The 22,725-nt window shown below is 39.0% G+C and carries 29 protein-coding genes; 20 read left to right on the top strand and 9 right to left on the bottom strand.

Annotated features, from left to right (window positions below; genetic code table 11):
* Positions 1-22: 22 nt before the first annotated feature.
* Positions 23-295, bottom strand: a complete 273-nt coding sequence (locus JNUCC25_RS16400; RefSeq protein ID WP_454222153.1) for a hypothetical protein — start codon at positions 293-295, stop codon at positions 23-25.
* Between the two features lie 299 nt (positions 296-594).
* Between JNUCC25_RS16400 and JNUCC25_RS16395 the strand changes: the two genes are divergently transcribed.
* The 12 genes from JNUCC25_RS16395 to JNUCC25_RS16340 all read left to right on the top strand — a co-directional run bounded on the left by JNUCC25_RS16395 (position 595) and on the right by JNUCC25_RS16340 (position 10,800).
* Positions 595-1,011 carry a hypothetical protein gene (locus JNUCC25_RS16395; RefSeq protein WP_263032904.1) on the top strand — a complete coding sequence of 139 codons (417 nt, stop codon included), beginning with the start codon at positions 595-597 and terminating at the stop codon, positions 1,009-1,011.
* Between the two features lie 11 nt (positions 1,012-1,022).
* Positions 1,023-1,592 (top strand): shikimate kinase, encoded by a 570-nt coding sequence (locus JNUCC25_RS16390; RefSeq protein WP_454222151.1) that lies wholly within the window; start codon positions 1,023-1,025, stop codon positions 1,590-1,592.
* Positions 1,593-1,597: 5 nt separating this feature from the next.
* On the top strand, positions 1,598-1,987 hold the full coding sequence (locus JNUCC25_RS16385; protein WP_029322939.1) for a VOC family protein: 390 nt from the start codon (positions 1,598-1,600) through the stop codon (positions 1,985-1,987).
* 233 nt (positions 1,988-2,220) lie between these two features.
* A complete protein-coding gene (locus tag JNUCC25_RS16380) occupies positions 2,221-2,787 on the top strand; it encodes a GNAT family N-acetyltransferase (RefSeq protein ID WP_029322936.1) in 567 nt (188 codons plus the stop codon).
* A gap of 363 nt (positions 2,788-3,150) precedes the next feature.
* Positions 3,151-4,005, top strand: a complete 855-nt coding sequence (locus tag JNUCC25_RS16375; RefSeq protein ID WP_029322934.1) for a GAF domain-containing protein — start codon at positions 3,151-3,153, stop codon at positions 4,003-4,005.
* Between the two features lie 106 nt (positions 4,006-4,111).
* Positions 4,112-4,420: a hypothetical protein gene (locus JNUCC25_RS16370; RefSeq protein WP_253880593.1), complete on the top strand. Its 309-nt coding sequence runs from the start codon at positions 4,112-4,114 to the stop codon at positions 4,418-4,420.
* A gap of 13 nt (positions 4,421-4,433) precedes the next feature.
* Positions 4,434-4,619: a hypothetical protein gene (locus JNUCC25_RS16365; RefSeq protein WP_234419900.1), complete on the top strand. Its 186-nt coding sequence runs from the start codon at positions 4,434-4,436 to the stop codon at positions 4,617-4,619.
* A 441-nt stretch (positions 4,620-5,060) separates the two neighbouring features.
* Positions 5,061-6,563, top strand: a complete 1,503-nt coding sequence (gene zwf / locus JNUCC25_RS16360) for a glucose-6-phosphate dehydrogenase (protein WP_064471865.1) — start codon at positions 5,061-5,063, stop codon at positions 6,561-6,563.
* Positions 6,564-6,591: 28 nt separating this feature from the next.
* Positions 6,592-8,586 (top strand): transketolase, encoded by a 1,995-nt coding sequence (gene tkt / locus JNUCC25_RS16355; RefSeq protein ID WP_064471864.1) that lies wholly within the window; start codon positions 6,592-6,594, stop codon positions 8,584-8,586.
* Between the two features lie 38 nt (positions 8,587-8,624).
* The gene (gnd, locus tag JNUCC25_RS16350) at positions 8,625-9,518 is read left to right on the top strand and encodes a phosphogluconate dehydrogenase (NAD(+)-dependent, decarboxylating) (RefSeq protein WP_029322926.1); all 894 of its coding nucleotides are present in this window, start codon (positions 8,625-8,627) and stop codon (positions 9,516-9,518) included.
* 49 nt (positions 9,519-9,567) lie between these two features.
* Entirely contained in the window at positions 9,568-10,236 is a 669-nt protein-coding gene (gene fsa / locus JNUCC25_RS16345) for a fructose-6-phosphate aldolase (RefSeq protein WP_014459236.1), read from the top strand.
* Between the two features lie 78 nt (positions 10,237-10,314).
* Positions 10,315-10,800, top strand: coding sequence for a hypothetical protein (locus JNUCC25_RS16340; protein ID WP_029322922.1), 486 nt, complete (start codon positions 10,315-10,317; stop codon positions 10,798-10,800).
* Positions 10,801-11,099: 299 nt separating this feature from the next.
* Here JNUCC25_RS16340 and JNUCC25_RS16335 read toward each other — a convergent pair whose 3' ends face one another.
* On the bottom strand, positions 11,100-11,645 hold the full coding sequence (locus JNUCC25_RS16335; protein WP_064471863.1) for a GNAT family N-acetyltransferase: 546 nt from the start codon (positions 11,643-11,645) through the stop codon (positions 11,100-11,102).
* A 297-nt stretch (positions 11,646-11,942) separates the two neighbouring features.
* Between JNUCC25_RS16335 and JNUCC25_RS16330 the strand changes: the two genes are divergently transcribed.
* The 3 genes from JNUCC25_RS16330 (at position 11,943) to JNUCC25_RS16320 (ending at position 14,653) form a co-directional block, all read left to right on the top strand.
* Positions 11,943-13,223, top strand: a complete 1,281-nt coding sequence (locus tag JNUCC25_RS16330) for a glycosyltransferase (RefSeq protein ID WP_228540830.1) — start codon at positions 11,943-11,945, stop codon at positions 13,221-13,223.
* Between the two features lie 24 nt (positions 13,224-13,247).
* Positions 13,248-13,904: a TetR/AcrR family transcriptional regulator gene (locus tag JNUCC25_RS16325; RefSeq protein ID WP_013057952.1), complete on the top strand. Its 657-nt coding sequence runs from the start codon at positions 13,248-13,250 to the stop codon at positions 13,902-13,904.
* A gap of 155 nt (positions 13,905-14,059) precedes the next feature.
* Complete coding sequence (locus tag JNUCC25_RS16320) at positions 14,060-14,653, top strand: hypothetical protein (protein WP_013057951.1); 594 nt, start codon at positions 14,060-14,062, stop codon at positions 14,651-14,653.
* A gap of 40 nt (positions 14,654-14,693) precedes the next feature.
* Here JNUCC25_RS16320 and JNUCC25_RS16315 read toward each other — a convergent pair whose 3' ends face one another.
* The 6 genes from JNUCC25_RS16315 to JNUCC25_RS16290 form a co-directional block, all read right to left on the bottom strand.
* Positions 14,694-15,047, bottom strand: a complete 354-nt coding sequence (locus tag JNUCC25_RS16315; protein ID WP_223272376.1) for a DUF1516 family protein — start codon at positions 15,045-15,047, stop codon at positions 14,694-14,696.
* Between the two features lie 153 nt (positions 15,048-15,200).
* Positions 15,201-15,623 (bottom strand): NucA/NucB deoxyribonuclease domain-containing protein, encoded by a 423-nt coding sequence (locus JNUCC25_RS16310; RefSeq protein WP_013057949.1) that lies wholly within the window; start codon positions 15,621-15,623, stop codon positions 15,201-15,203.
* A 140-nt stretch (positions 15,624-15,763) separates the two neighbouring features.
* Positions 15,764-16,228 carry a FixH family protein gene (locus JNUCC25_RS16305; protein ID WP_029322913.1) on the bottom strand — a complete coding sequence of 155 codons (465 nt, stop codon included), beginning with the start codon at positions 16,226-16,228 and terminating at the stop codon, positions 15,764-15,766.
* Between the two features lie 29 nt (positions 16,229-16,257).
* Positions 16,258-17,640, bottom strand: a complete 1,383-nt coding sequence (locus JNUCC25_RS16300) for a PepSY-associated TM helix domain-containing protein (RefSeq protein ID WP_029322909.1) — start codon at positions 17,638-17,640, stop codon at positions 16,258-16,260.
* Between the two features lie 131 nt (positions 17,641-17,771).
* Positions 17,772-18,413, bottom strand: coding sequence for a response regulator (locus JNUCC25_RS16295; RefSeq protein ID WP_057273553.1), 642 nt, complete (start codon positions 18,411-18,413; stop codon positions 17,772-17,774).
* Positions 18,414-19,235 carry a sensor histidine kinase gene (locus JNUCC25_RS16290; protein ID WP_078081974.1) on the bottom strand — a complete coding sequence of 274 codons (822 nt, stop codon included), beginning with the start codon at positions 19,233-19,235 and terminating at the stop codon, positions 18,414-18,416.
* A 223-nt stretch (positions 19,236-19,458) separates the two neighbouring features.
* On the opposite strand from JNUCC25_RS16290, the gene JNUCC25_RS16285 reads away from it, so the two are divergent.
* Complete coding sequence (locus JNUCC25_RS16285; protein ID WP_078081973.1) at positions 19,459-20,292, top strand: AraC family ligand binding domain-containing protein; 834 nt, start codon at positions 19,459-19,461, stop codon at positions 20,290-20,292.
* 27 nt (positions 20,293-20,319) lie between these two features.
* The gene (locus JNUCC25_RS16280) at positions 20,320-20,949 is read left to right on the top strand and encodes a LysE family translocator (protein WP_029322899.1); all 630 of its coding nucleotides are present in this window, start codon (positions 20,320-20,322) and stop codon (positions 20,947-20,949) included.
* Between the two features lie 52 nt (positions 20,950-21,001).
* On the opposite strand, the gene JNUCC25_RS16275 is transcribed toward JNUCC25_RS16280, so the two are convergent.
* Positions 21,002-21,364, bottom strand: coding sequence for a hypothetical protein (locus JNUCC25_RS16275; protein WP_013057940.1), 363 nt, complete (start codon positions 21,362-21,364; stop codon positions 21,002-21,004).
* Positions 21,365-21,566: 202 nt separating this feature from the next.
* On the opposite strand from JNUCC25_RS16275, the gene JNUCC25_RS16270 reads away from it, so the two are divergent.
* The 3 genes from JNUCC25_RS16270 to cotJC are packed head-to-tail and all read left to right on the top strand — an operon-like array spanning position 21,567 to position 22,663.
* Positions 21,567-21,815, top strand: coding sequence for a spore coat associated protein CotJA (locus JNUCC25_RS16270; RefSeq protein ID WP_013057939.1), 249 nt, complete (start codon positions 21,567-21,569; stop codon positions 21,813-21,815).
* Complete coding sequence (locus JNUCC25_RS16265) at positions 21,812-22,072, top strand: spore coat protein CotJB (RefSeq protein WP_013057938.1); 261 nt, start codon at positions 21,812-21,814, stop codon at positions 22,070-22,072. Before JNUCC25_RS16270 ends, JNUCC25_RS16265 begins: the two co-directional genes overlap by 4 nt.
* Positions 22,073-22,093: 21 nt before the next feature.
* Positions 22,094-22,663, top strand: a complete 570-nt coding sequence (gene cotJC, locus JNUCC25_RS16260) for a spore coat protein CotJC (RefSeq protein ID WP_013057937.1) — start codon at positions 22,094-22,096, stop codon at positions 22,661-22,663.
* Positions 22,664-22,725: the final 62 nt, after the last annotated feature.

Below are 22,725 nucleotides of genomic sequence, written 5' to 3'. Positions count from 1 at the left end.
CTTGTCAAGAGCAGCACTTTTTTTATGGTATAAAATTAAGCGATGGAGGCGTACTTTCTTGTTCTTCGTTAAATAAGTTAATCTCTCCTGCCGTTTTTAATGACGTTCCAGCAATTTCATTTTTCTGTCCCTGAAGCATCACTTCATCACTTGGCTCTCCTAGCTGCTGAAAAATTCCGGTCGTATGAATAATTTGACCAATCGTTTGAAGCACAATTCCCGATACGACTTGTTTGTCTCCAGGAGTTGGTCGTTCATTAAGAGAAAAGAGATTTGTAGCTCCAATCAGCTCCATAATTTGACCGATTGTTTTTAAAGAATTTCCTGCAGCAAGTAGCTCTTCAAAACTTACTTTGCTTTCTTCATTATGGGTATATTTGTCATCTTAATTTGGCGCCTCCATACGTTCACTCCTTTGTTAGTAGATGGGTTAGTTATTCATATTCCACTTCTGTAAAAAGCGTGTAGCGAAAATAAAATAACGCTATTTAGGAAGGAATAAAATAAGAAACAGGAAATGAAAGAGCCATGAAGAAATAATAAAAAGGTGATGAAATGATGAGAACATAGAAAACAGCCGCGTTTGGACTTCTCATGGCAAGCTTTACAGGATGTTCAAGCAGTGGAGTTCTTGAAGAATCTCCGCCAAAAGCGTATCTCGAAGCAAGCAACCATCTTTATGAAACAAAAGTTGGCACGTACTGCTGGAAAAACACGTGTGTGGATAAAGCAGGCCCTTTAGAATTATTAAAAACCGAAAAGCCTATTAAAGTAAAAGCAAATGAATCGCTATCGCTTGTTATCAAGTATAAGCGGCAGCCCAACGAAAAGCATATGGCACAAATACAAAACAACCATGAAGTGGAAATACCACTGAAGAAAAATAAGCTGAAAACACCTTCTAAAGCAGGCACGTACTACTACTCATATTCAGTGTGGTGGATGGATGAAAGTCAAAAAAATGTATCTAATGGAGATGCATCGTACGCGTTTGTATTGGAAGTGAAATAAGGAGAGAGCATATGCAAACCCCTATTATTCTCATTGGACCTATGTGCGCTGGAAAAACGACGGTCGGTGAAAAAGTGGCAGCCAAACTAAAGATTCCTCAGTGCTCAATGGATGAAGTGCGATTTTCCTACTACCGGGAAATAGGATTCAGCAAAAAAACACAGCAACAAATTCGAGAAAAACAAGGATTTCAAGGCATGTACGCCTATTGGAAACCGTTTGAAGCCTATGCTGTTAAAAGAATACTAGAAGATTACAAGCACGCGGTAATTGATTTTGGCGCCGGTCACTCGGTGTATGAAGACATAAAGCTGTTTCAACAAGTGGAAAAGACCTTAAAACCTTACCAGTCTCTGTTTTTACTGCTTCCGAGTACTGACAAAGAAGAGTCCATACAAATATTGCATCAAAGATTGCTTCAAATAACGGATGACAACGATGTTTTTGAACTTAACAAACATTTTGTAAAGCACCCATCCAATCAAAAGTTGGCAAAGCAAACGATCTACACAAAGGAAAAGTCGGCAGATACAGTAGCGGAAGAAATTATTTCATGTATATCAAATATATCAAAGGAGTGAAAACAATGATTACAAAAGTCGGTCAAATTATGGTATATGTAAACGATCAAGATCAAGCGGTAAAGTTTTGGACAGAAAAGATGGGATTTCATGTTATGTCTGAACAAAATAATGAACAAGGTATGAGGTGGATTGAGCTGGCACCGGCAGCGAATGCTGAAACAACCATTATCCTTCATAACAAACAGCTAATAGCAAAAATGCAGCCAGAATTAAATGTTGGGACTCCTTCACTGATGTTTTTTACAGAGAATGTGGATGAATTATACAGAGATTTAACAGCTAAAGGCGTAACGGTGGGAGAAATCGTATCTATGCCTTCAGGAAAAGTCTTTAACTTTTCAGACAGTGAAGATAATTATTTTGCAGTTATGGAAAACGCGAATAATGAATAGAGCAAAAACAAAAAACACCGGGAGCATATATATTGTCTCGGTGTTTTACAGGCAAAGCAGGATAAGTTACTTTTCATTTTCATCTGCTGATTGGCAGTAGCAATAATATTCTTTATAAATTTACTCCTTTTCTTCATTATTCAACGCTATGATTGTACAAATGTGTATTAAGAATCGCTTTAAGTTTCTAGAATTTAATAAGCCATTTCATAAATCAAGGAGTAATGCCTCTCATGATAAAACTAATAGGAAAAAAAGTGTTGCTAAGAGAAGCGACACAGGAAGATGCTAATACGCTCTATTACTGGAAATATGAAGAGAAAAAACAAGAAGCGAAAAAATGGAATGCTCCTTACATACTAGAAGAAAGGCTTACGAAAGAAAAATATATGAATTCATTTGACAAAGAGCATGAGCTTTTTCCAGACGTTCCTCAACTCCTTGCGGTCATCATTGATGAAAAAGCTGTGGGAACAGTGAGCTGTTACTGGGTGGACAAATATACAGACTGGCTGGAAACTGGAATTGTCATTTACGACTCAGACTATTGGAGCGGAGGATATGGGACAGAAGCTTATGGAATGTGGATCAACTTTTTATTTGAGTTTACACCTTTGCATAGACTCGGCATGTCTACGTGGTCAGGCAATATCAGAATGATCAAAACAGCGGCAAAAATAGGTATGAAAGAAGAAGCAAGAATCAGAGAAGCTCGTATCGTAAACGGGGAATATTTTGATAGTGTCAAAATGGGAATTCTGCGAAGAGAATGGAACAACCGGATGAAGCAGAAGCTCTAATACCCTGTGTTCTATGCTTTCCTTGCATAGAATGCCAATCTCGCTGTTTTTCTATAAGTGTTTGCTTTTTGATCCATAATTGAATTAGGCAGTTTAGTTTGATATATCCTAATAGAGGGAACAGAGGGAAGATGGGGACGTGTAAGATTTTTATATAATTTAAAACTTCTTCCTTCATGAACGGAAGAAGTTTTTCTTATGTGAAATCATGTCATATGTCAAATCTAGCATGTATAAGATAGAAAAGAGGCAATATAGCCGTCCTCTCTCATACTACAAAAAAGTTATAGCCAAGCTGTGCGTATCTTTATGAAAGAATGCACTTATGGCAGAGAGAATGATAGTTGCGATGGAGGTAACTAAATGAACGTTGATGGAGAAAATAAAGTTCCTCATTTTTATTCACTGCGGTCTGTTTCGCAAAAATTATTTGAGGTTATTACCAAACAGCTGAATGTCAGCACAACGTACGTAACTAGAAGAGGAGAAACAGCGATGACGGTCCTCAGCTCATATAACGAGGAGGAAGAGATTATTCCTGAAGGATACAGCGTTGAATACGGAGGTACATACTGCCGCTTAATTATTATGAATGACGGAGACGTTATGCATACGGCAAATCTGATGAAGGATGCCGTTACAAGACAGCTAGAAGTAACGGATCAATTGCAGGTAAAAGGTTTTTTAGGTGTCACATTAAAAGATTTAAAAGGAAATGTATTTGGAACACTCTGTGTAATGGACAAGGAAGAAAAAGAATTTTCAGGAGAAGACATTGATTTTTTACAATCAATGGCAGGTATCTTATCCCACATGATCGATCTGGATGAAACACGATATCAGATGGGATTTTTAAGCGTCCCAATTATTCCAATTACAGAAGGTGTTTCGATTCTTTCTCTTCAAGGTATTATTGATAAAGAGCGGGCGGATCAGATTATGACAGATGTGCTTCACGATGCATCTCATAATGAAATAGATTACTTTATCATTGATTTATCGAAGCTGCTTTTGAGAGAAAAAGAGTTTCCGAATTTCTTCTTTAAAATGATTACAGCACTTCAGCTCATGGGTGCACAAGCAGTTATAACAGGTGTAACGCCAACATTTGCGAAAGAGCAAATTAAAAATCATGATTTGAGAAACTTACAGTTAAAAGTCGTGAAAAATATTCAACAAGCTCTTCAATGTGTAGGGTATAACTTAATCAAAACGTGAAGCAAGCCTTGGCTCTATCAGCCAGGGCTTATTTTTGTGTACGTATATAATTCAATACGAAACGAAAAAGACAAGCTGGTATGCTCAGAAGCTGTGAAAGCATCAAATGCAGCATAAAGTGAATATAGATAAAGAATATAACTTCATTGAAGCCTTGCGTGATGATCATTACGCATCTTTTGATAGCCGTTGGAGAGGCCTGCGTATGGCTAACGATCTTTTTTGTTGTATACAAGGGGGGAAAATACATACGAGCAAACTTCAAAGAATCTACAGAAATAAACGTGAATACGAAAAAGGAGAGAACGCTCCAGCTGACGTTAAACGTAGTTGGAATCCTTATGTTTATGGGGGTTTTGATAAGGTGGTGGACCGTACCATTTTCTGTCAGCAGGGACCTTCAAATTTATTATAATCAAGGTTTTTAAATGACATTGAACGAGTGTAAAGAGTTTCTTGCGTTCGTTTTATGCGCAGCAAGCGTGTATTTTAGTTTAGTAAACGTCTACTTTTTAGGCAAAACAGGTAGAAGACTAGTCTATACCGTTCTTGTTTTATTTGCTGTTTTTAGCCTCTATATGATGCTTACGCTTCTTGCTGTAGCCACGCATTAAAGGTGTGCGTGCAGCTCAAAAGAAAGAGCTCAAACTTCCTTTCTCCTTTAAAGTGTTTTACAATTTTTCTATGTAAAAAACAGATAGGTCTTCAAACATCTTCATTAGTTGAGCTTTCATATCACTTCCACCTTTTGATATTTTTCCCCGGCATATATGCAAACATTATGTATGCTTTTACTTTCATACAATTCTATCAAATCCATTAAAGCAGTTTTATTTTCTAAATTCAACTAAAAAGTATTTTCATTATTTTTCCATAAGCTAACCGAGATAAGCTGCTATAAGGTTTAAAGAAAAAATGAAAAAATGAAATGATTTTTTACGAGTTTTATATCTTGACGAAAAAATATTTCAGGAATAAGATAGGTTACATAAAGTAACGAGTAAAAAAAAAGTTACTTTTTAAAGATTATATTTTTCCTAACAGGAGGAAGAGATATGGAAGCGATGACTTTTGTTTTATTCGGTTCAACAGGTGACTTAGCGAAACGTAAAATTTATCCTGCACTCTATAATTTATTTGTAGACGGGAAAATTCCTAAATCAATTTCTGTTGTGGGACTAGGCAGAAGGGAGATGTCAGACGCTGACTTTCAGGAAAAAGTAGAAGAGTCTATTCATACTTTTTCACGTCGCGTCGAAAAAGATTCATCTCTTATGCAGCATTTTCTTTCAGCTTTTCGCTACAGCCAATTGGATGCAACGAATACTGAAGATTATAAAAAATTGTTAAACCTAGTAGAAGCACGCGAAGCAGAACTAAACATTCCAAGCAACCGAATGTTTTATCTCTCCGTTGCACCAGAATTTTTCGATACAATTGCCGAGCATATTAAAGACAGTGGCTTAGGTGCTACAAAAGGTTGGAAACGGTTAATTATTGAAAAACCGTTTGGCCATGATCTACAGTCAGCTCGACAATTAAACGAAAACTTAAGCAAAGCGTTTAAAGAAGAAGAGATTTACCGCATTGACCACTATCTTGGCAAGTCGATGGTGCAAAATTTAGAAGCGTTGGAATTCGCTAATCCTATTCTTCAATCATTATGGAATAACGAACATATTGCGAATATACAAATTACAGCAAGTGAAACGGTCGGCGTAGAGGAAAGAGCAAGCTATTATGACCATTCAGGAGCCATTCGAGATATGGTCCAAAATCATATGCTGCAAATGCTGATGATGACGGCCATGCACTTACCGGCTCGCATTAGCGCTGATGATATTCGAAACGAAAAAATAAATGTGTTAAAAGCACTTCGTCCGCTTGTAAAAGAAGATATGGATCTAGACGTTGTTCGCGGTCAATATGAGGCCGGAAAAATAAACGGGTCTTCAGTGGAGAGCTACGTAAATGAGCCCGGCGTATCACCATCTTCGCAGACGGACACGTTTTTAGCAGCCAGACTATATATCGATAATTCGCTTTGGAAAGGCGTTCCTTTCTACATTCGTACAGGGAAAAGAATGGCTGAAAAAGCGACGCGAATTGTTATTGAATTCAAAGACTCGTTAAAAGAGTTGTACTTAGACAAAGGAGAAACAACATCTCCAAATCTGTTAATGATTGAAATTAACCCGCATGAAAATATTACGCTGCAGTTGAACAGTAAAAACCCATTTAATCATGGTCATATTGAGCCTGTACAAATTAATTTTTCAGGTCAACAAGAAGGAGCACCGGAAGCATATGAGCGTCTTATTGCAGATGCATGTGCGGGAGATTCTACATTTTTTGCTCATTGGAAAGAAGTAGAGCTAGCTTGGGAATGGGTTCAGCCGCTTCTTGAAGCATTTGAGGAAAATACAGTGCCGCTTTATAAATATGCAGCTGGTTCACACGGCCCTGATGCATCAAATGCACTTTTAGAAAAAGACGGTTTTAAATGGTGGCTGGATGAAGAAGCAGCGAGCCAATCACGCGAAGTGCAGCCAGTTTAATACAAACAAAGCGAAAGAAGGATGACACATGAGTACCAACATAGACACACTTGCAGTTAATACGATTCGCACCCTGTCAATCGATGCGGTGAACGCAGCCAATTCAGGCCACCCCGGGCTTCCGATGGGAGCGGCTCCGATGACCTATGCGCTATGGGCGAATCACTTACAGCATAATCCGGCAAATTCAAGCTGGTTTAACCGAGATCGTTTTATCTTGTCAGCCGGGCACGGTTCAAGCTTGCTGTATAGCATGCTTCATCTAAGCGGATACAATGTATCAATAAAAGATTTAAAAAGCTTCCGCAAACTAAACAGTAAAACACCGGGACATCCTGAATTTGGCCATACGGACGGCGTAGAAGCCACAACAGGTCCTTTAGGTCAAGGAATTGCAAATGCAGTGGGAATGGCAATGGCAGAAGCCCATTTAGCGGCAAAATTTAACCAGTCAAAATTCCCTGTCATTGATCACTATACGTATACGTTAGTAGGCGATGGTGACTTGATGGAAGGCATCTCTTATGAAGCGATGTCCATGGCTGGCCATATGAAGCTTGGCAAACTTATCGCTTTATATGACTCCAACGATATTTCGTTAGACGGGGAATTAAATCTTTCGTTTAGTGAAAATATCCAAAAAAGAGCGGAATCTGCAAACTGGCAGTATTTACGTGTAGAAGATGGAAATGACGTAGATGAAGTCACAAAAGCAATCGAAAAAGCGAAGCAGAACAAAGAACAGCCAACGCTCATTGAAGTGAGAACAATTATTGGATACGGAAGTCCAAAAGTAGCGGGAACAAATAAAGCACACGGCAATCCGCTTGGAGAAGAAGAAGCAAAAGCAACAAAACAAGCCTATGGCTGGGAAACGGAAGAAAACTTCTATGTTCCAGAAGAAGTAAAAGCCCATTTTGAAATGCTAGAAGAAAAAGGGATGAAAGCAGAAGCAGAGTGGAACGAGCTGTTTGCTTCTTACCAAAAAGAACACCCCATGCTCGCTGATGAATTAGAACGTGCCATCACAGGCGAAGCGTTAATTGAAGTGAATGATATTTTAACATTCTCATCAGAAAAAGCGATTTCGACTCGTGTTGCAAGCGGAGAAGCTATTAATTATTTCACTAAATCTGTGCCATCTATTTTTGGAGGCAGCGCTGATTTATCGCATTCCACGATGACGGACATTAAAGAAGAAGGCCCTTACGCACCTGGATATTTCGGTAACCGAAATATTTATTTTGGAGTACGCGAACATGCAATGGGAGCGGCCGGTAATGGAATGGCCCTTCACGGCGGTGTGAAGCCGTTTGTCAGCACATTTTTTGTTTTTAATGATTACTTGCGTCCAGCGATTCGTTTAGCTGCACTGCAAAAGCTGCCGGTCACATATGTGTTTACTCATGATTCCATAGCAGTAGGAGAAGATGGACCAACTCATGAGCCCGTTGAACATTTAGCTTCTCTTCGTGCAATTCCAGGGCTTACCGTAATCCGTCCGTCTGATGCAAATGAAACAGCAAGCGCTTGGGCTTATGCGCTTCAGCAGGTGGAAGGTCCTGTAGCCTTAGTGCTTAGCCGTCAAAACTTGCCTGTATTTGAAGAAACAAAACGAAATATCAACGACCTAGCTAAAGGAGCTTACGTACTAACCGAAACAAACGATAAACCGGAGCTGATTTTCATCGCTACAGGTTCTGAAGTAGCACTAGCGGTCAGTGCTAAAGCTCAGCTAGAACGTGAAGGTACATCCGTACGGGTTGTGGCAATGCCTAGCTGGGAGCTGTTTAACAAGCAGTCAAAAGAGTATCAAGAGCGCGTCTTGCCTGAATCTATTTCAAAACGAATCTCTCTAGAAATGGGAATTTCACTTGGCTGGGAACGTTTTGTAGGACCAAAAGGAAAAGTGTTAGCCATTGACACATTTGGTGCTTCAGGAACGGGAGCTGATGTGATGAAGCTGTTTGGATTTACAGAAGAAAACGTAGTGGCACAAGCAAAAGAATTGCTAAAGGCTTAAATAAGAAGATGAAAAGATAAATAGAAGGAGCTGTTCACATGAAAGTAGGATTAGTTGGTTTAGGGAAAATGGGGATTAACTTAGGACAAAACTTATTGGATCAGCGTCATGACGTTGTAGCATTTGACGTAAATTCAAACGCAGTGGAACAAATGAAAGGGTACGGTGCTTCAGGAGTATCAAGCTTACAGGAGCTTGTTCAGTCACTAGAAACACCAAGAGTTGTATGGCTGATGGTTCCTCATACGGTTGTTGATTCTGTTATTAGTGAAGTGAAGCCTTTTTTAGCTGAAGGAGATATCGTAATTGAAGCCGGAAACTCTCATTACAAAGAGTCTATTCGACGCTATAACGAGTTAAAAGAAAATAAAATCCGCTTTATGGACGTTGGAACATCTGGCGGAATGGAAGGCGCTCGTAACGGAGCTTGTTATATGATTGGCGGAGATCGTGAAGCGTGGGAAATTGTTGAACCTATCTTCCGCGATACAGCAGTAGAAAACGGATATTTATATGCTGGAGAAGCAGGGAGCGGCCACTTTTTAAAAATGGTTCATAACGGCATTGAATACGGCATGATGGCTGCAATCGGAGAAGGATTTGAAGTTCTTGAAAAAAGCCAATTCGACTATGATTACGAAAAAGTGGCGAGAGTATGGAACAATGGATCTGTTATTCGTTCATGGCTAATGGAATTAACAGAAAATGCATTCTCTAAAGATGCTAAGCTAGATGACATCAAAGGAGTTATGAACTCTTCTGGTGAAGGGAAATGGACGGTAGAAACCGCTCTAGACCTTCAAACAGCTACGCCGGTTATTGCGATGTCTTTACTGATGCGCTATCGCTCGCTTGAAGATGATACCTTTACAGGAAAGGTAGTTTCCGCACTTCGAAACGAGTTTGGCGGTCATGCTGTGGAAAAGAAATAACAAGTGAAATAGTGGGTATAGTAAAAAAAACTAATGGAGGAATGAAAAAATGAAATTTTTTATTGATACTGCAAACCTTGACGATATTAAAAAAGCATACAAAGTGGGCGTTTTATCTGGCGTCACAACAAACCCTTCTCTTGTTGCAAAAGAAGGCGTAAAGTTTGAAGATCGTATTGAAGAAATTTTAAAAACTGTTCCAGAAGTAGAATCCGTTTCAGCAGAAGTGACGCCGGATGCAGAAACAGCAGAAGACATGATTGCGCAAGCAGAAGAACTCATTAAAATTAACGGCGGGGACCAAAATATTACGATTAAGCTTCCAATGACAATCGCTGGATTAGAAGCGACTCGCTACCTTGCTAAAAAAGGTGTAAAAACAAACGTAACGCTTATTTTCACTGTGAACCAAGCGCTTTTAGCAGCTCGTGCAGGTGCAACATATGTATCTCCGTTCCTTGGTCGCCTTGATGATATTTCAGAAGACGGCGTACAGCTTGTGGCTAAAATTGCCGAGCTGTTCCGCATTCAAAATATCGACTCTCAAATCATTGCGGCTTCTGTAAGACATCCGGATCACGTTACACGTGTAGCCCTTGCCGGAGCCCATATTGCAACTATTCCATATTCAGTAATCGAGCAGCTTGTTAAACATCCTTTAACAGAACAAGGAATTGAAAAATTTGCGGCTGATTGGAAAAACGCTGTTCAAAACTAAGTAAAAGATAACGAACGTGCGCATTCTAGAGAAGGAATGCACGCGTTCTTTCATAATATCCCTAAAGAGGTAAACATCATGAATACAGTAGACGCTAAGATTATTAAAACCCAATACGGTTCAGAGGTTTATGTAGATGACGTAGAGCATATTAACTTTAAAAGCCTTCACGCGCCGAAAGTTAATATGCCGCTCTATCGCATTGAATTTGAAATTGGCTACTTTTTATTAAAAGAACACAGATATTACGAGTACGAAAAAAACTATTTTTGGCTTGCAGTAAGCGAAGATTTTAGTAAGCTAATTATTCAAGAACCTGATATGGAGAGCTTATTTGGAGCTAAAAGCGAAGACGAAAGAAAGGCGACAAAAGAGCTTTTAAGTCAGTGGCTCATTCATACAGAGGCTTACAAAAAGCAATTAAATCAGCATATTAATGACTGCAAGAAAAGTAATAAAACAAATGAGGGCATAACGGCTGTTTTAGAAAAGTTGCTGCATATTTCAGCAGCAGACATTGAACAAGCCCCCATTGAGAAATTAGCTTCCTCACGGTCAGTTTAACTTAAAAAAGTAGGTAGGCATTCATAGCTGCACTAGAAAAAGATGCTTCGTTTAAAACGCGAAGCATCTTTTTTTCATTCTTTATAAAGAGAGGGTTTATCTTTAGGAAAGGCTCTTTTCGCATAGAGTATTTCCTGATAAGAGGTGATAAGATACTCTTTCAGGAGGCGGTTTCTCAATGATTAAAGACATCTATGCCACGCTTTCGGACTTCACTAAAGAAGAGCAAATTCAACTATTTAACTCTTTAAAATTCCTATGTTGAAACGACTGTATTATTTATTCCGCTAAAGCCCCCGTTACTTGAATAACTTATACCAGTATAAAGTGGTTTCAATAGTAGGGTTATATGACTGTTTTAGTGTGTCAACTCCACCTAGTATGAATCCTTGTTTTACATAAAATCTGCATGCACCAAGATTATCATCTTGTGCTTCCAAGGACATTCCTATAAGTTTTCTTTGTTTTGCCCACTCTTCTGCTTTATTTAAGAGCAACTTTCCGACTCCACTGCCTCTATAATCTTTTTTAGTAGCAATGTTTTCAATATAACAAAAGTGATTCCAATCCTTAATTATTCTAATCTGTCCTATGCAAGTATTATTCATATAAGCTAAAAACAAAGCTTTATCCTCTCGGTTTATATATTGGCTCCAATCAAGTTTGTCATCTGGAAAACGTGTTTTTCTAGTTTCATCAAAAAGAACTTCTTTATAAGACCACCTTCCTGATTGTAAACTGGGGACAACTCTGCCATATAGCTTAAAATAATCATTTGTCATATTGATATTCTCTATTAAGTCATTATTTAATGGAGAAATAATGAGTTTACTTTCACTACCCAATATTACACACTTCCTTTTATGATGTTTTAAAAATATTTTATTTAAGGATAAGTAAACCCTATCTTATTCAACATTTCTGCCCGTTAGCTGACTAAGCCTTTCTTTATACAATACTATAAAAAGGAAATTTTCCCTTGTTATAATTAAAAGCAGCAATCTTTACAAAAAGTGCCTTAGGAAAATAAAGGATAGTAATAAAAAACGACATAATTGTCGTTTTTACATTGACGAATCAATTTCAGGAGGTTACATTATATTAAAACGACAACGTTGTCGTTTTAATATAAGGAGGCTGAAATGATGCTTATTACGATGTTAACAACAGGAACGCGAGGAGACACCCAGCCTTTTATGGCTTTAGGATTAGAGTTAAAAAAGAAAGGATACCGTGTGCGAATTGCGGCTTCAGAAGCTTATCAAGACTTCATAGAATCGTATGGATTCGAATATGCCATGCTTCGAGGTGATGTTTCTAAAATTATAGAGAGCGGAGCAGCAGACGATGCAATTAATGCAGACAATCCTCTCAAATTTTTTTCAAGCTTAAAAAATGAAAAGATGATGGGTATGATGGTTAATATACAAGAAGATTTGCATAAAGCCTGCAAAGGAGCCGATGCAATTGTATATCATCCAGGCGCGGCAATTGGATATTTTGCTGCTAAAGAGATGAATATACCAAGCATCTTAGCCAGCCCTTTTCCAATGACACCAACAAAAGATTATCCAGCTCTAATTTTTTACGACCGACCACGATTTGGAAAAATATATAATAAGCTGACGCATCGTATTTTTGAATGGGGATTTTGGAAGATAGTAAGTGGTCCTTTAAAAAAATATTGGGTGCAGCAGTATGGAGAAGGACCTAACGATTTTTCATGTCCGTATCCAAAGCAGCGTACAGCAGCTAACCCAACCATTATTTCATCAAGTCCCACTGTATTTTCCGTATCTAAAGATTGGCCTGAACACGTTCATTCCTACGGAAATTGGTTTATGGACAGTGACCATAGCTATCAGCCGGAAGAGAAGCTGGAAAGGTTTTTAAAGGCTGGAGAACCGCCAGTTTATATTGGATTTGGAAGTGTTGGGGATAAAAAAAATGCAGGCGAAACGACTGCTTTAGTGATTAAAGCCTTAAAACTTGCCGGGAAACGAGGTATCATCAATACAGGAGGAAGCGGAATGAATCAGACGGAAGAGATAGCAGAAGACATTTTATTTGTAAAAGATATTCCTCATGAGTGGCTGTTTCCTAAAATGTCTGCCGTTGTTCATCATGGAGGAGCAGGAACAACGGCGGAAGGCCTTCGAGCCGGTGTTCCAAGTATTATTGTTCCTTATGGAAATGACCAATTCGCTTGGGGAAGAAAAATTCATGAGCTAGGAGCTGGAGCAAAAGCCATTCCGAGAAAAGAATTGACGGCTGAAAAATTATCTGCAGCCATTTCCTATACGCAAGTTAATGAAATTCGATCCAAAGCACAAGAAATCGGAAAACAAATCCGAGCTGAAAAAGGAGCCGAAAAAGCAGCTCAGGTGATTATTGATACACTCGAGACATTCGGAAATAAATAAAAAAGTAAGCGAGCGTGAAAAAAAATGCCAAAAGTAAGGGAAGGATACGCTGAAAAAAAAAAGCAAGAGATTTTAGAAGCAGCCAAAAGAGTATGCAAGAGCAAACCGGTGCATGATGTAGCCATGCGAGATATTGTTTTGGAATCAGGAATGAGTCAAGGAGGCGTGTACAAATATTTTTCAAATCTTGATGAAGTATTTGTCGGACTTCTTAATCAAGAAAGCGTCAGCTATAAAGTAAAAGATAAAATTGAAGCCCTACTCCAGACAAAAAAAGATCCCTTTGAAGTGCTGCATAATTTTATTATGTATATTGGAGAGCATATCCAAGAATCGATGACAGCAGGAGGAGAAATTTACTTTGAACTAGTAGCGTTGTATTCAAAAGACCCTCAGCGTTTTATGAAAATTGAAGATCAGCTAGTTGAAGTATCTAACCTTAAATATATTCAAAAAAAGCTTCACGACTTTATCACGCAGCAAATAGAAGTAAAGAATTTCTCTCCGTCTGTACCAACAGATGATCTGCTAGCTTTTATGGCTACAACGATCAACGGAATTACACAAAATCCAGCGCCGGTTTACAACGTCGATGAACAGAAACAAGTTGCTGAGGCGGCAAACGTAGAACGCCATGTCAATACGCTGTCAATAGCTGTCCGAAAGCTATTAGGAGAATAAGTACAGCTGTAACATTAAAATGTGTCTTGTAATATTGCTAGCAGCATTAAGTATATTTTTAAAAAAGGTTTTTTCACTTCTCCGTCTCGCTTTGAATAGTTTTGCAAAAATTAAGCATAATACGACTGCAAACTATATTTAAGGAGATGGAAAAAATGAAAAAAGGACTTATCATTGCTTCTTCGGTTCTTTTCCTTTCAGGCCTAGCTGCGTGCGGAGGAAATAAGGACAATAACGCAATGGACAATACTCAAAATGACTTACGCAACACTTCTACAAACGACGGAGTTGATAACAATATCCCAATGGATAACACGGATCAGCCGACCAAGTCAGTTGAAGCAGCGCAAAATGTAGAAGATATGAAGGAAGTCGATGATGCATATGTGCTTCGCGATAATAATAATGCCTATGTAACGGTAGATCTAGCTGGAAATGACGCAGCGGACAACAATGATAAGGGCAAGGTCAACAACGTAACGTATAACGGCGATACTTACCATGAAGTTTCAACTGATTTTGAACAAAAAATTGCGGATCGTGTGAGAGAAGCAGATAGTAAAATCGACAAAGTATACGTAGCGTTTGTAAACACGGGCTTAGACAATATGAACAACAACAATAACGTACCTGGCGTAGATAAAAATGACAAGATGTATCGAGATGATGAAAAAGATAACAACCGTGATCCAGAAGATATTGTAGAAGATCCAAAAGATATGATGGACCGTAACAACAAAGATCAATAACATCAAAAAGGCCTCTGAATCACCAGAGGCCTTTGGTTCATTAACTAAGTTCAAGTAAAGAAATAAAAATCGGAAGAACACAGCAAGAAACGGCTGAAATAAAATCAAGCTCGTTCTGTTTTTTTGCAGAAAGCGTGAACTCCATCAAAATAATTGTCAGGATACTCATGAAAAGCGTTGCATAAAAAAGAAAATCGCGCTGACTTTCCACTAAAAACAACACCGCATTTAAAATCAAAATAACGGCATAAAGAAACTTAAGCAGCACGTGAAGCTGCATGCTGAATTTATTCTCTTGTTTGTAGCGCAAGATATAGACAAAAAAGAAAATAAATAAAGTTAATTGCCATGAGGCAGGAAGTAACTGCTGCCATAGATTGTCCAAGAAACTCATTCCTCCTATAAAACGATGATGCATATATGTATAACATACATTTTTATTTTAAAAGTGAAGAGTATCTTTAGGCAAGCACAATTCTACTTTTTTATTCTTTTTCTTATACAGACTCTCAACATAAAAAAAGAACGGTCGCGATGACCATTCTTTTTACTTCACTTCAATTAAAACCTTCGTACCGTCAGGAAACTCGTCTACTTGATGTGAGATCCAAGACCCGGCGCCTCGATTGTCTGAAGGCTTTACATATTCAATATCGGCACCGCTTCCGCCTTCTTCACAAAAGGCCATCGGAAACTCATCTCGGTCATAGCCGCTTTTAGTCGGAATGCCTTTTAAAGACTCACGGCGGTTTTCCTCAGCCCCGTCTCGGTCGATTGTACAAACAGCCGATTTTCCTTTATCGATTGCATGTTGAATGTGCGCTGCAGTTTCAGGGTAACGATCAGCAGGGAAGGTAATTACTTCATCGTAGGAGGTATTCGTTGAAGAGTTCTGCTCTAACGGATTTCCTTCAATCATAACAATAACGGCTAATACTAAAATTAAAATACCAGAAACAATTTTTTTCAATCTGTAAAACTCCTTTATAAAACGTTTATCACTTTTATTTTAAAGTAATAAGAAAAAAATGTAAAAACATATAATGGAACTAGCTAGAATTCATAAGAAAAACATAAGCTCACGTACAGCTGCTAAACGTGAGCTTATGTCTAATGATGAGAGTGATGATGATGCGTTTCGTTTTCAGCTGGCTGCAGTGAACGTAACTCTTCTTTCGATAATTTGCCTACTGCGACTTGCTGAGTAGGAAGGATGTGTTCACCGCGCGCGTTAATATCGGTTTTAACATAATAAATACCATCCTCTTTAAAGGTTGTTTTTGCTTTATACATACTGCCGTCATAGTGCGCTTTTACTGTTTCAACTTTACGGGGGGCATCTTTTTTCCACACTTTAAACTGAACGCTTTTTGCATCATCCACCGTTTTATTTTCTTGCATCACATGTACTTCTAGTACTTGTATGCTCCGTGGTTTTATAGTTTCAGGAAGCATCACATGCGCAGACAGAGGCTTTGGCTGCTTGTAGAGCTTGTCTGCGTTACTGTTTACAGAGCACGCGGAAAGTAAAATCGTACTGAGTATGACCAATCCGGGTATTTTCCATTTGTTCATTGTTACTGCACCTCACATCGTTTCATAAATCATGCGTTTAAAAACCGCTTCAATGCTGGAATTCGTTTGATGACAAAGAAATCTAAAAGCCACACGATAACTAAGGACAGTCCAACTAAAGGAAAAAGGATACCAAGCACCACGATTATACACGTCACGATTCGCATTGCATTTCCTTCAGGAACTTTAGGAGCCCCTATGTTTTTAGCTGGTTTTCGTTTCCACCACAGTAAGGATCCGCTGATGGCGATACCAGCAATTCCGATACAAATAATAAGGCCCATAAGCTGATTCATAAATCCAAACTGTGTGCCTTTATGAAGCGTAATACCGAGTGCAATCAATTTGCCCATAAATCCATAGTTGCCGTACCGATAATCAGCTAAAACAGCTCCGGTATATTGATCAAGGTGAATGGTTGCTTCATCCTGAGCTCTTGGTGAAAAAACAGAGAGCGTATACACACCTTGGGGCTCTTGCGGAATGGAAATGGTGTAGCCACCGTGAATATGCTGTTCTTTTGCAATACCTACAATGTCATCAAGCGATACTTTTGTATATTGCTGAGCTGTGGAGCTTGGAACTTCTAACGTTTCAGCTCCCCAAGGCACGTCCGCTACATCTTTTGTTTGCACGGTTGAAGTAGGGGCACTGCCTACCCAAATAGACGGAGGGTACCCAACGCCTGCGTTTGTGGCGATTTGCTGAAACGCATTGCCCCACAGTCCTGACCACGGAAGGCCTGTTAGTACGAGAAAAAGCATACCGGCTGAAATCCAAAAGGCCGGTACCGCATGAAGGTCTCGTGCAAGCACGTTTTTACCTTTTGAAAAACGAGGAATCAGTACGCCTTTTATTTTGTCTTTTTTGCGCGGCCACCATAAAAAAGCACCGGTTACAATTAAGACAATCGCCCAGCAGGCCGCAAGTTCTACGATACGATCACCGGCTGTTCCTGCCATTAGCTCTCCGTGGAATTCTTCAATTTGATTCATTAAGCGACTCGAATCATCTAATTTTCCTATGATGTGACCATTGTGAGGATTAACGAAAATCGTATATGTATGGTCTTTTAATGAGATTCCTACTTCTGAAGAACGAGTGGAGCGATCACTGGGCTTATACGTCAACACGTCAGCGCCTGGATACTTTTCCTTTACAGCCTGTACTTGTGCTGAAGGAGATACGGACTGTGACTGAGCTTGCACATGATACAAGTCGTGGTACAGTCTTTCTTCAACTTGAGGCTTGAATAAATACATGCCTCCAGTAACAGCTAATATAAGAAGAAACGGAGTAAACACTAAACCTGCATAAAAGTGCCAGCGCCATATAGCTTTGTATAGACCTTGAGAACGTGCCGTGCTTTTTTTAGTTGTACTCGTTGTTTCTTCGCGCTTTTCCTGCATCATTTTTTCCTCCTTTTTACTAACTAACGTGCTTTTATTATAGAAGGAAAGGGAGAATTAGCCATCACTCCTGAGAGTGATTGTTGGGACTTATAAGAGGAAGGTGCTAATAAAAAAACAGCTCGTGAAAGCTGTTAGTTCATTAAGCCATTTTGAAACGCATAGCTTGTCAGCTGCACGCGATTTTCTAAATGAAGCTTGCTTAAAATGTTTTTTAAATGGCTTTTTACCGTATGTTCAGAAATAAATAAATGCGCGGAGATATCGCGGTTTGACAGTCCTTTAGCCACTAATTGAAGCACTTCAAGCTCTCGTGCAGAAAGGGGAGTGTCGGGTTTTGTAATGGACGTTTCCTGAGGAAACTCTTTTAAAATTTGAAACGCAATTTCTTTTGACATAGGAACTTCATCTAAAGCGAACGCACGCAAATAGTCGTACCACACTTCAGACTGCAGGTTTTTTAACAAATAGCCCTGTGCGCCTTTTTTCAGCGCATCAAATAAATCCGTAATATCGTCTGAAACCGTGATGACCACAATTTTAACGTATGGAAACCGAAACTTAATTTGTTTAGTTGCTTCTAAACCGTCCATAACAGGCATTCCAATATCCATTAACACGATATCGGGCATTAATTTTTCGGTCAGTTCAATGGCTTCTTGCCCGTTGGTTCCTTCGCCAACAATAATAAAATCTTCATATTCTTCTAAAATATCGCGAATGCCTTCTCTCGCATGAGCATGATCATCTACAATCAAAATACGAAACGGCTGCATTTACGTAACCTCCTTTTTAATACTAACAGTCGTTTGGTTCTGTTTTCGCTGAATAGAAAAGTCCCAGTTCATATCTTTAGCACGATCTTTCATAATTTGTAAACCAAGCCCGGCCTTGAGAGATTCCGAAGTAAAACCTATACCAAAATCTGTAATTTCACAAATCCATCCGCCAGCCGTTTCACTGGCTGTAATCCAGATTTTATTTGTTTTTGCATGTTTAATGACGTTCATAGCAGCTTCTTTCACACAGGCAAACAGCTCATTTTTTTCTTTTCTGGACAGCGTTGTGTCTGACAGTCTCCAATCTAAATTTACATCTAGTAAATGAGTATGTGTTAAATCATCGACGTATTGATGAATGCTTTCAGTCCAGCTTTCTGAAGTGTCTGAAGGAGAGTGCTTTAAATTTGTAATCGCTTGGCGCGTATCGTCATGAACATGCTGCAGAGTTTGTTTCATTCGTATAAAATCAGGATCCTGCTCTAAGTTGTTTTTTCTTCCAAACTTGTTCATTTTAACAGATAAGAGAAACAGCGACTGCGCAATGCCGTCATGCAGTTCTCTCGCTAATTTTTCACGTTCAATAAGCGCAGCTTTCTTTTCTTTTTCTTGCCTTAGTTCCTCTTGTATTTTTTCTAAAATAGAAAATAAATAGCGGACAAACACAAGCGTGACAAAAAAGACAAGCAGCGGAGAAAGCACATTTCCCATATCCATTGAGATGTAAGGGAGCAAAAAGGCATGGCGAACATACTCCCAAAGCGCGATGGTCAGAGTTGGAAGAAGCAAAATCAGCCATTTGATTTGTCTATATTTCACGGTATCCCTTCTTTCGTCCATAAAATGTGTCTATATTTTATCATTTGAGCGGAAAATTACTAGAGGAAAGGAGAGAAATCACTCTTAAGAGTGATTAGTACCACCTGTAGCTGAACGGATAAAAGTAATGGAAAAAAGTCTTATCTGCAATATCATACAAGAAAAATTTTCGAGTGAATGGTATGGTTAAAAAGCTTAGTATGTGACAAGGAGGGGTCGATTGATGACAAAAGAAATTCGCACGGCGCACGTTGACGCCGATTTACATATTGAAGCTTACCGTTTTAAAGGAATTATGCAAAATTTTCCTGCTCATTTTCACGAGTATTATGTGATTGGATTTATTGAAGAAGGTCAGTGTCATTTAATTTGCCAAGGCAAAGAATACATCATTAACCCAGGAGATTTGCTGCTGTTTAATCCGTATGATGTCCATAGCTGTGAACAAATAGACGGCAAAACGCTTGATTATCGCTGTATTAACGTGACGCCAGAAGTAATGAAAAAAGCTGTTTTTGACATTAACGGCAGTGAAAGTCTTCCGCGTTTTAACAGCAGCGTGGTGCAAAGAAGTGATGCTGTCTCTAGTTTAAAAGAGCTTCATTTGCAAATTTTAAATGGTGAACGTGAGTTTAAGAAAGAAGAGTTATTTTTATATTTGCTAGAAGAACTCATGCAGGATCATTCAAATCTTTCTTTTCTTTCGTCAGCCGTTGACACGTCTCATGAAATCACAACGATCTGCAGCTATTTGGAAGACAACTATACAAACAAGATCACACTGGATGAATTAAGTCAGCTAATTGGATGGAGTAAATACCGGTTGCTGCGCTCTTTCACAAAGCAAAAAGGAATCTCTCCATACAGCTACTTGGAAACAATACGAATCAATCAGGCTAAAAAACTGTTAGAGCAAGGAAAAAAGCCGATTGACGTATCGTTTTTAACGGGATTCAGTGATCAAAGTCATTTGACTCGATTTTTTAAAAGTCAGGTTGGGTTAACACCAAAACAATACATGAAAATATTTGAAAATGAAAAGAAAACAGGATGCTAGTAATAGCTTAGAAGGGAGAGAAGAGATGTGGATCATTTAGCTGCTTACATGCTGATGGCATTGGTCATGTCCATGATACCTGGTGCTGATACAATTCTTATCATGAAAAATACGCTTCATCACGGAGCAAAAGCAGGACGTTTTACCATACTCGGCATGGCTACAGGCCTCACGTTTTGGACGTTAATTGCTGTGCTTGGCTTGTCTGTTGCTATTGCGCAGTCGGTGTATCTGTTTAACACGATTAAATACATAGGGGCAGCGTACTTATTTTACTTAGGCATCAAAATATTTCTGACAAAAAATACGCTCTCATTGGAGGCCATTTCAGAAGAAACAAAAACTGTAAAGTCTTCATCTAATCGCTGCTATAAAGAATCATATATGCAAGGGGCTCTTAGCAATTTTCTTAATCCTAAAACGGTATTAGTTTATATTACGTTTATGCCACAGTTTATTAACTTGGATGCACACACAAATCAACAGCTGCTTATGCTTGGCTTTATTCTGACGCTTATAGCGGTAGGGTGGTTTTTAATCTTGGTGTATGTAATAGATTACGTAAAAAAATGGCTTAAAAAACCGGTGTTTCAAAAAGCCTTTCAACGATGCAGCGGAGTGCTGCTGATTGGTTTTGGGATAAAAACAATAGTGTAATCGTAGTTAGTAAGCAAAAAAGCCTTATTGAAAAATAAGGCTTTTTTTACGTTTAAAAACACGTAAACGAAACAATTTGTCGTGTATCGACACCGAAAATGGTCCAAAAACGTCCGTTCCATCTAAATCCTGCAACCGATCGCGGTCCTACAAAAATAGGAAAATACCAGAAGCTAGAGCCGTTTCTAAGCCATATAAACGTATTGCGGAATAGACAAAGAGAAATGGCTCCTGGGTCAACAGCAAATGGAGTTGCCGTTTGTTGAGCTGGAATAAATGCCGGCGGAGGGGAAGTTGGAGCTTGCTGCGGGTTAGGTGTAGGTAAACCGCCTGGTGGCCTAGGTGGACCGGCCGGGAGTTGAGGTCCAGGAAATCTTGCTGGGTAAGAATAAAAATCCATATAATTAATGTCCATTTTTTTAATCACCTCTATTTTTTATCACTATTTTATAAAGTATGAGAAAGCTGCCTAAAGGGATTGGGCAACTATAACGTTTTTTACATAGGTCTTTTTTATGAAGAAAAGTTTGGTTCTTAAGTCGGGAATAAATTCCTTCATGAACTCGATAAAAGCTGAATAGGATAAAACAGAGTGTGTTTTTAGAGGAGGACTTTTCATGGATAACAATCCAAAAAAGATGTTTACACCGGTTAAGACCTATCAACCTTTCCACAGTATCTATGATCCGTGCCGGCCGATAGGAGTTAAATATTATTCTACGCCGCCTCAATTATACATGGGATTTCAGCCGCCGAATCTGCAGCAGTTTTCACCGAAAGAAGCGCTAAAAAAAGGAACGCTGTGGCCGGCTTTTTGGGACTACTATGAAAATCCATACAAAGATAAGAAGAGGGATGAAGAATGAAAAATCTACCTCCGGAGTACTATCAGGATTTAGAAGAAATACAGGCGATTGATTTTGCACTGGTAGAATTAACGCTGTATTTAGATACCCATCCAAATGACCAGCAGGCTATGCAGCAGTTTAACGAATACGCGCAGCAGGCTATGCAGTTAAAAAGAAACTTTGAAACAAAGTACGGGCCGCTCCAGCAGTATGGAAACAGCTATACCGACGGAAATTGGAGCTGGGGAACAAGCCCTTGGCCATGGCAAATATGAGCAGGTAAAGGCGGGAACTATATGTGGGTGTATGAAAAGAAATTGCAGTATCCAGTGAAAGTAAGCACGTGTAATCCAACGCTTGCAAAATATTTAATGGAACAGTACGGGGGCGCGGACGGAGAGCTTGCAGCAGCACTTCGTTATTTGAATCAGCGCTATACGATTCCCGATAAAGTTGTTGGATTACTAAACGATATCGGGACAGAAGAGTTTGCTCATCTTGAAATGATTGCTACGATGATTTATAAGTTAACAAAGGATGCAACGCCGGAGCAGCTGAAGGCAGCGGGATTAGCAGAACACTATGTGAACCATGATAGTGCACTTTATTACAATAATGCTGCTGGGGTTCCGTTTACAGCTACTTATATACAGGCAAAAGGAGATCCGATCGCAGATCTTTATGAAGACATAGCTGCAGAAGAAAAAGCAAGAGCTACATATCAATGGTTAATTGATATATCAGATGATCCTGATTTAAACGACAGCTTAAGATTCTTACGAGAAAGAGAGATTGTTCACTCACAGCGGTTCCGTGAGGCCGTGGAGATTTTAAAAGATGACAGAGACAGAAAGAAAGTCTTTTAACTAGTAAAAAAACATCCCCCTTGGCGAATGCAAACGAAAGGAGGGATGTTTTTTGTTGTGAC

It is taken from the genome of Priestia sp. JNUCC 25 (genome assembly GCF_053667915.1).
This window is presented reverse-complemented; position numbering and strand designations above follow the sequence as displayed.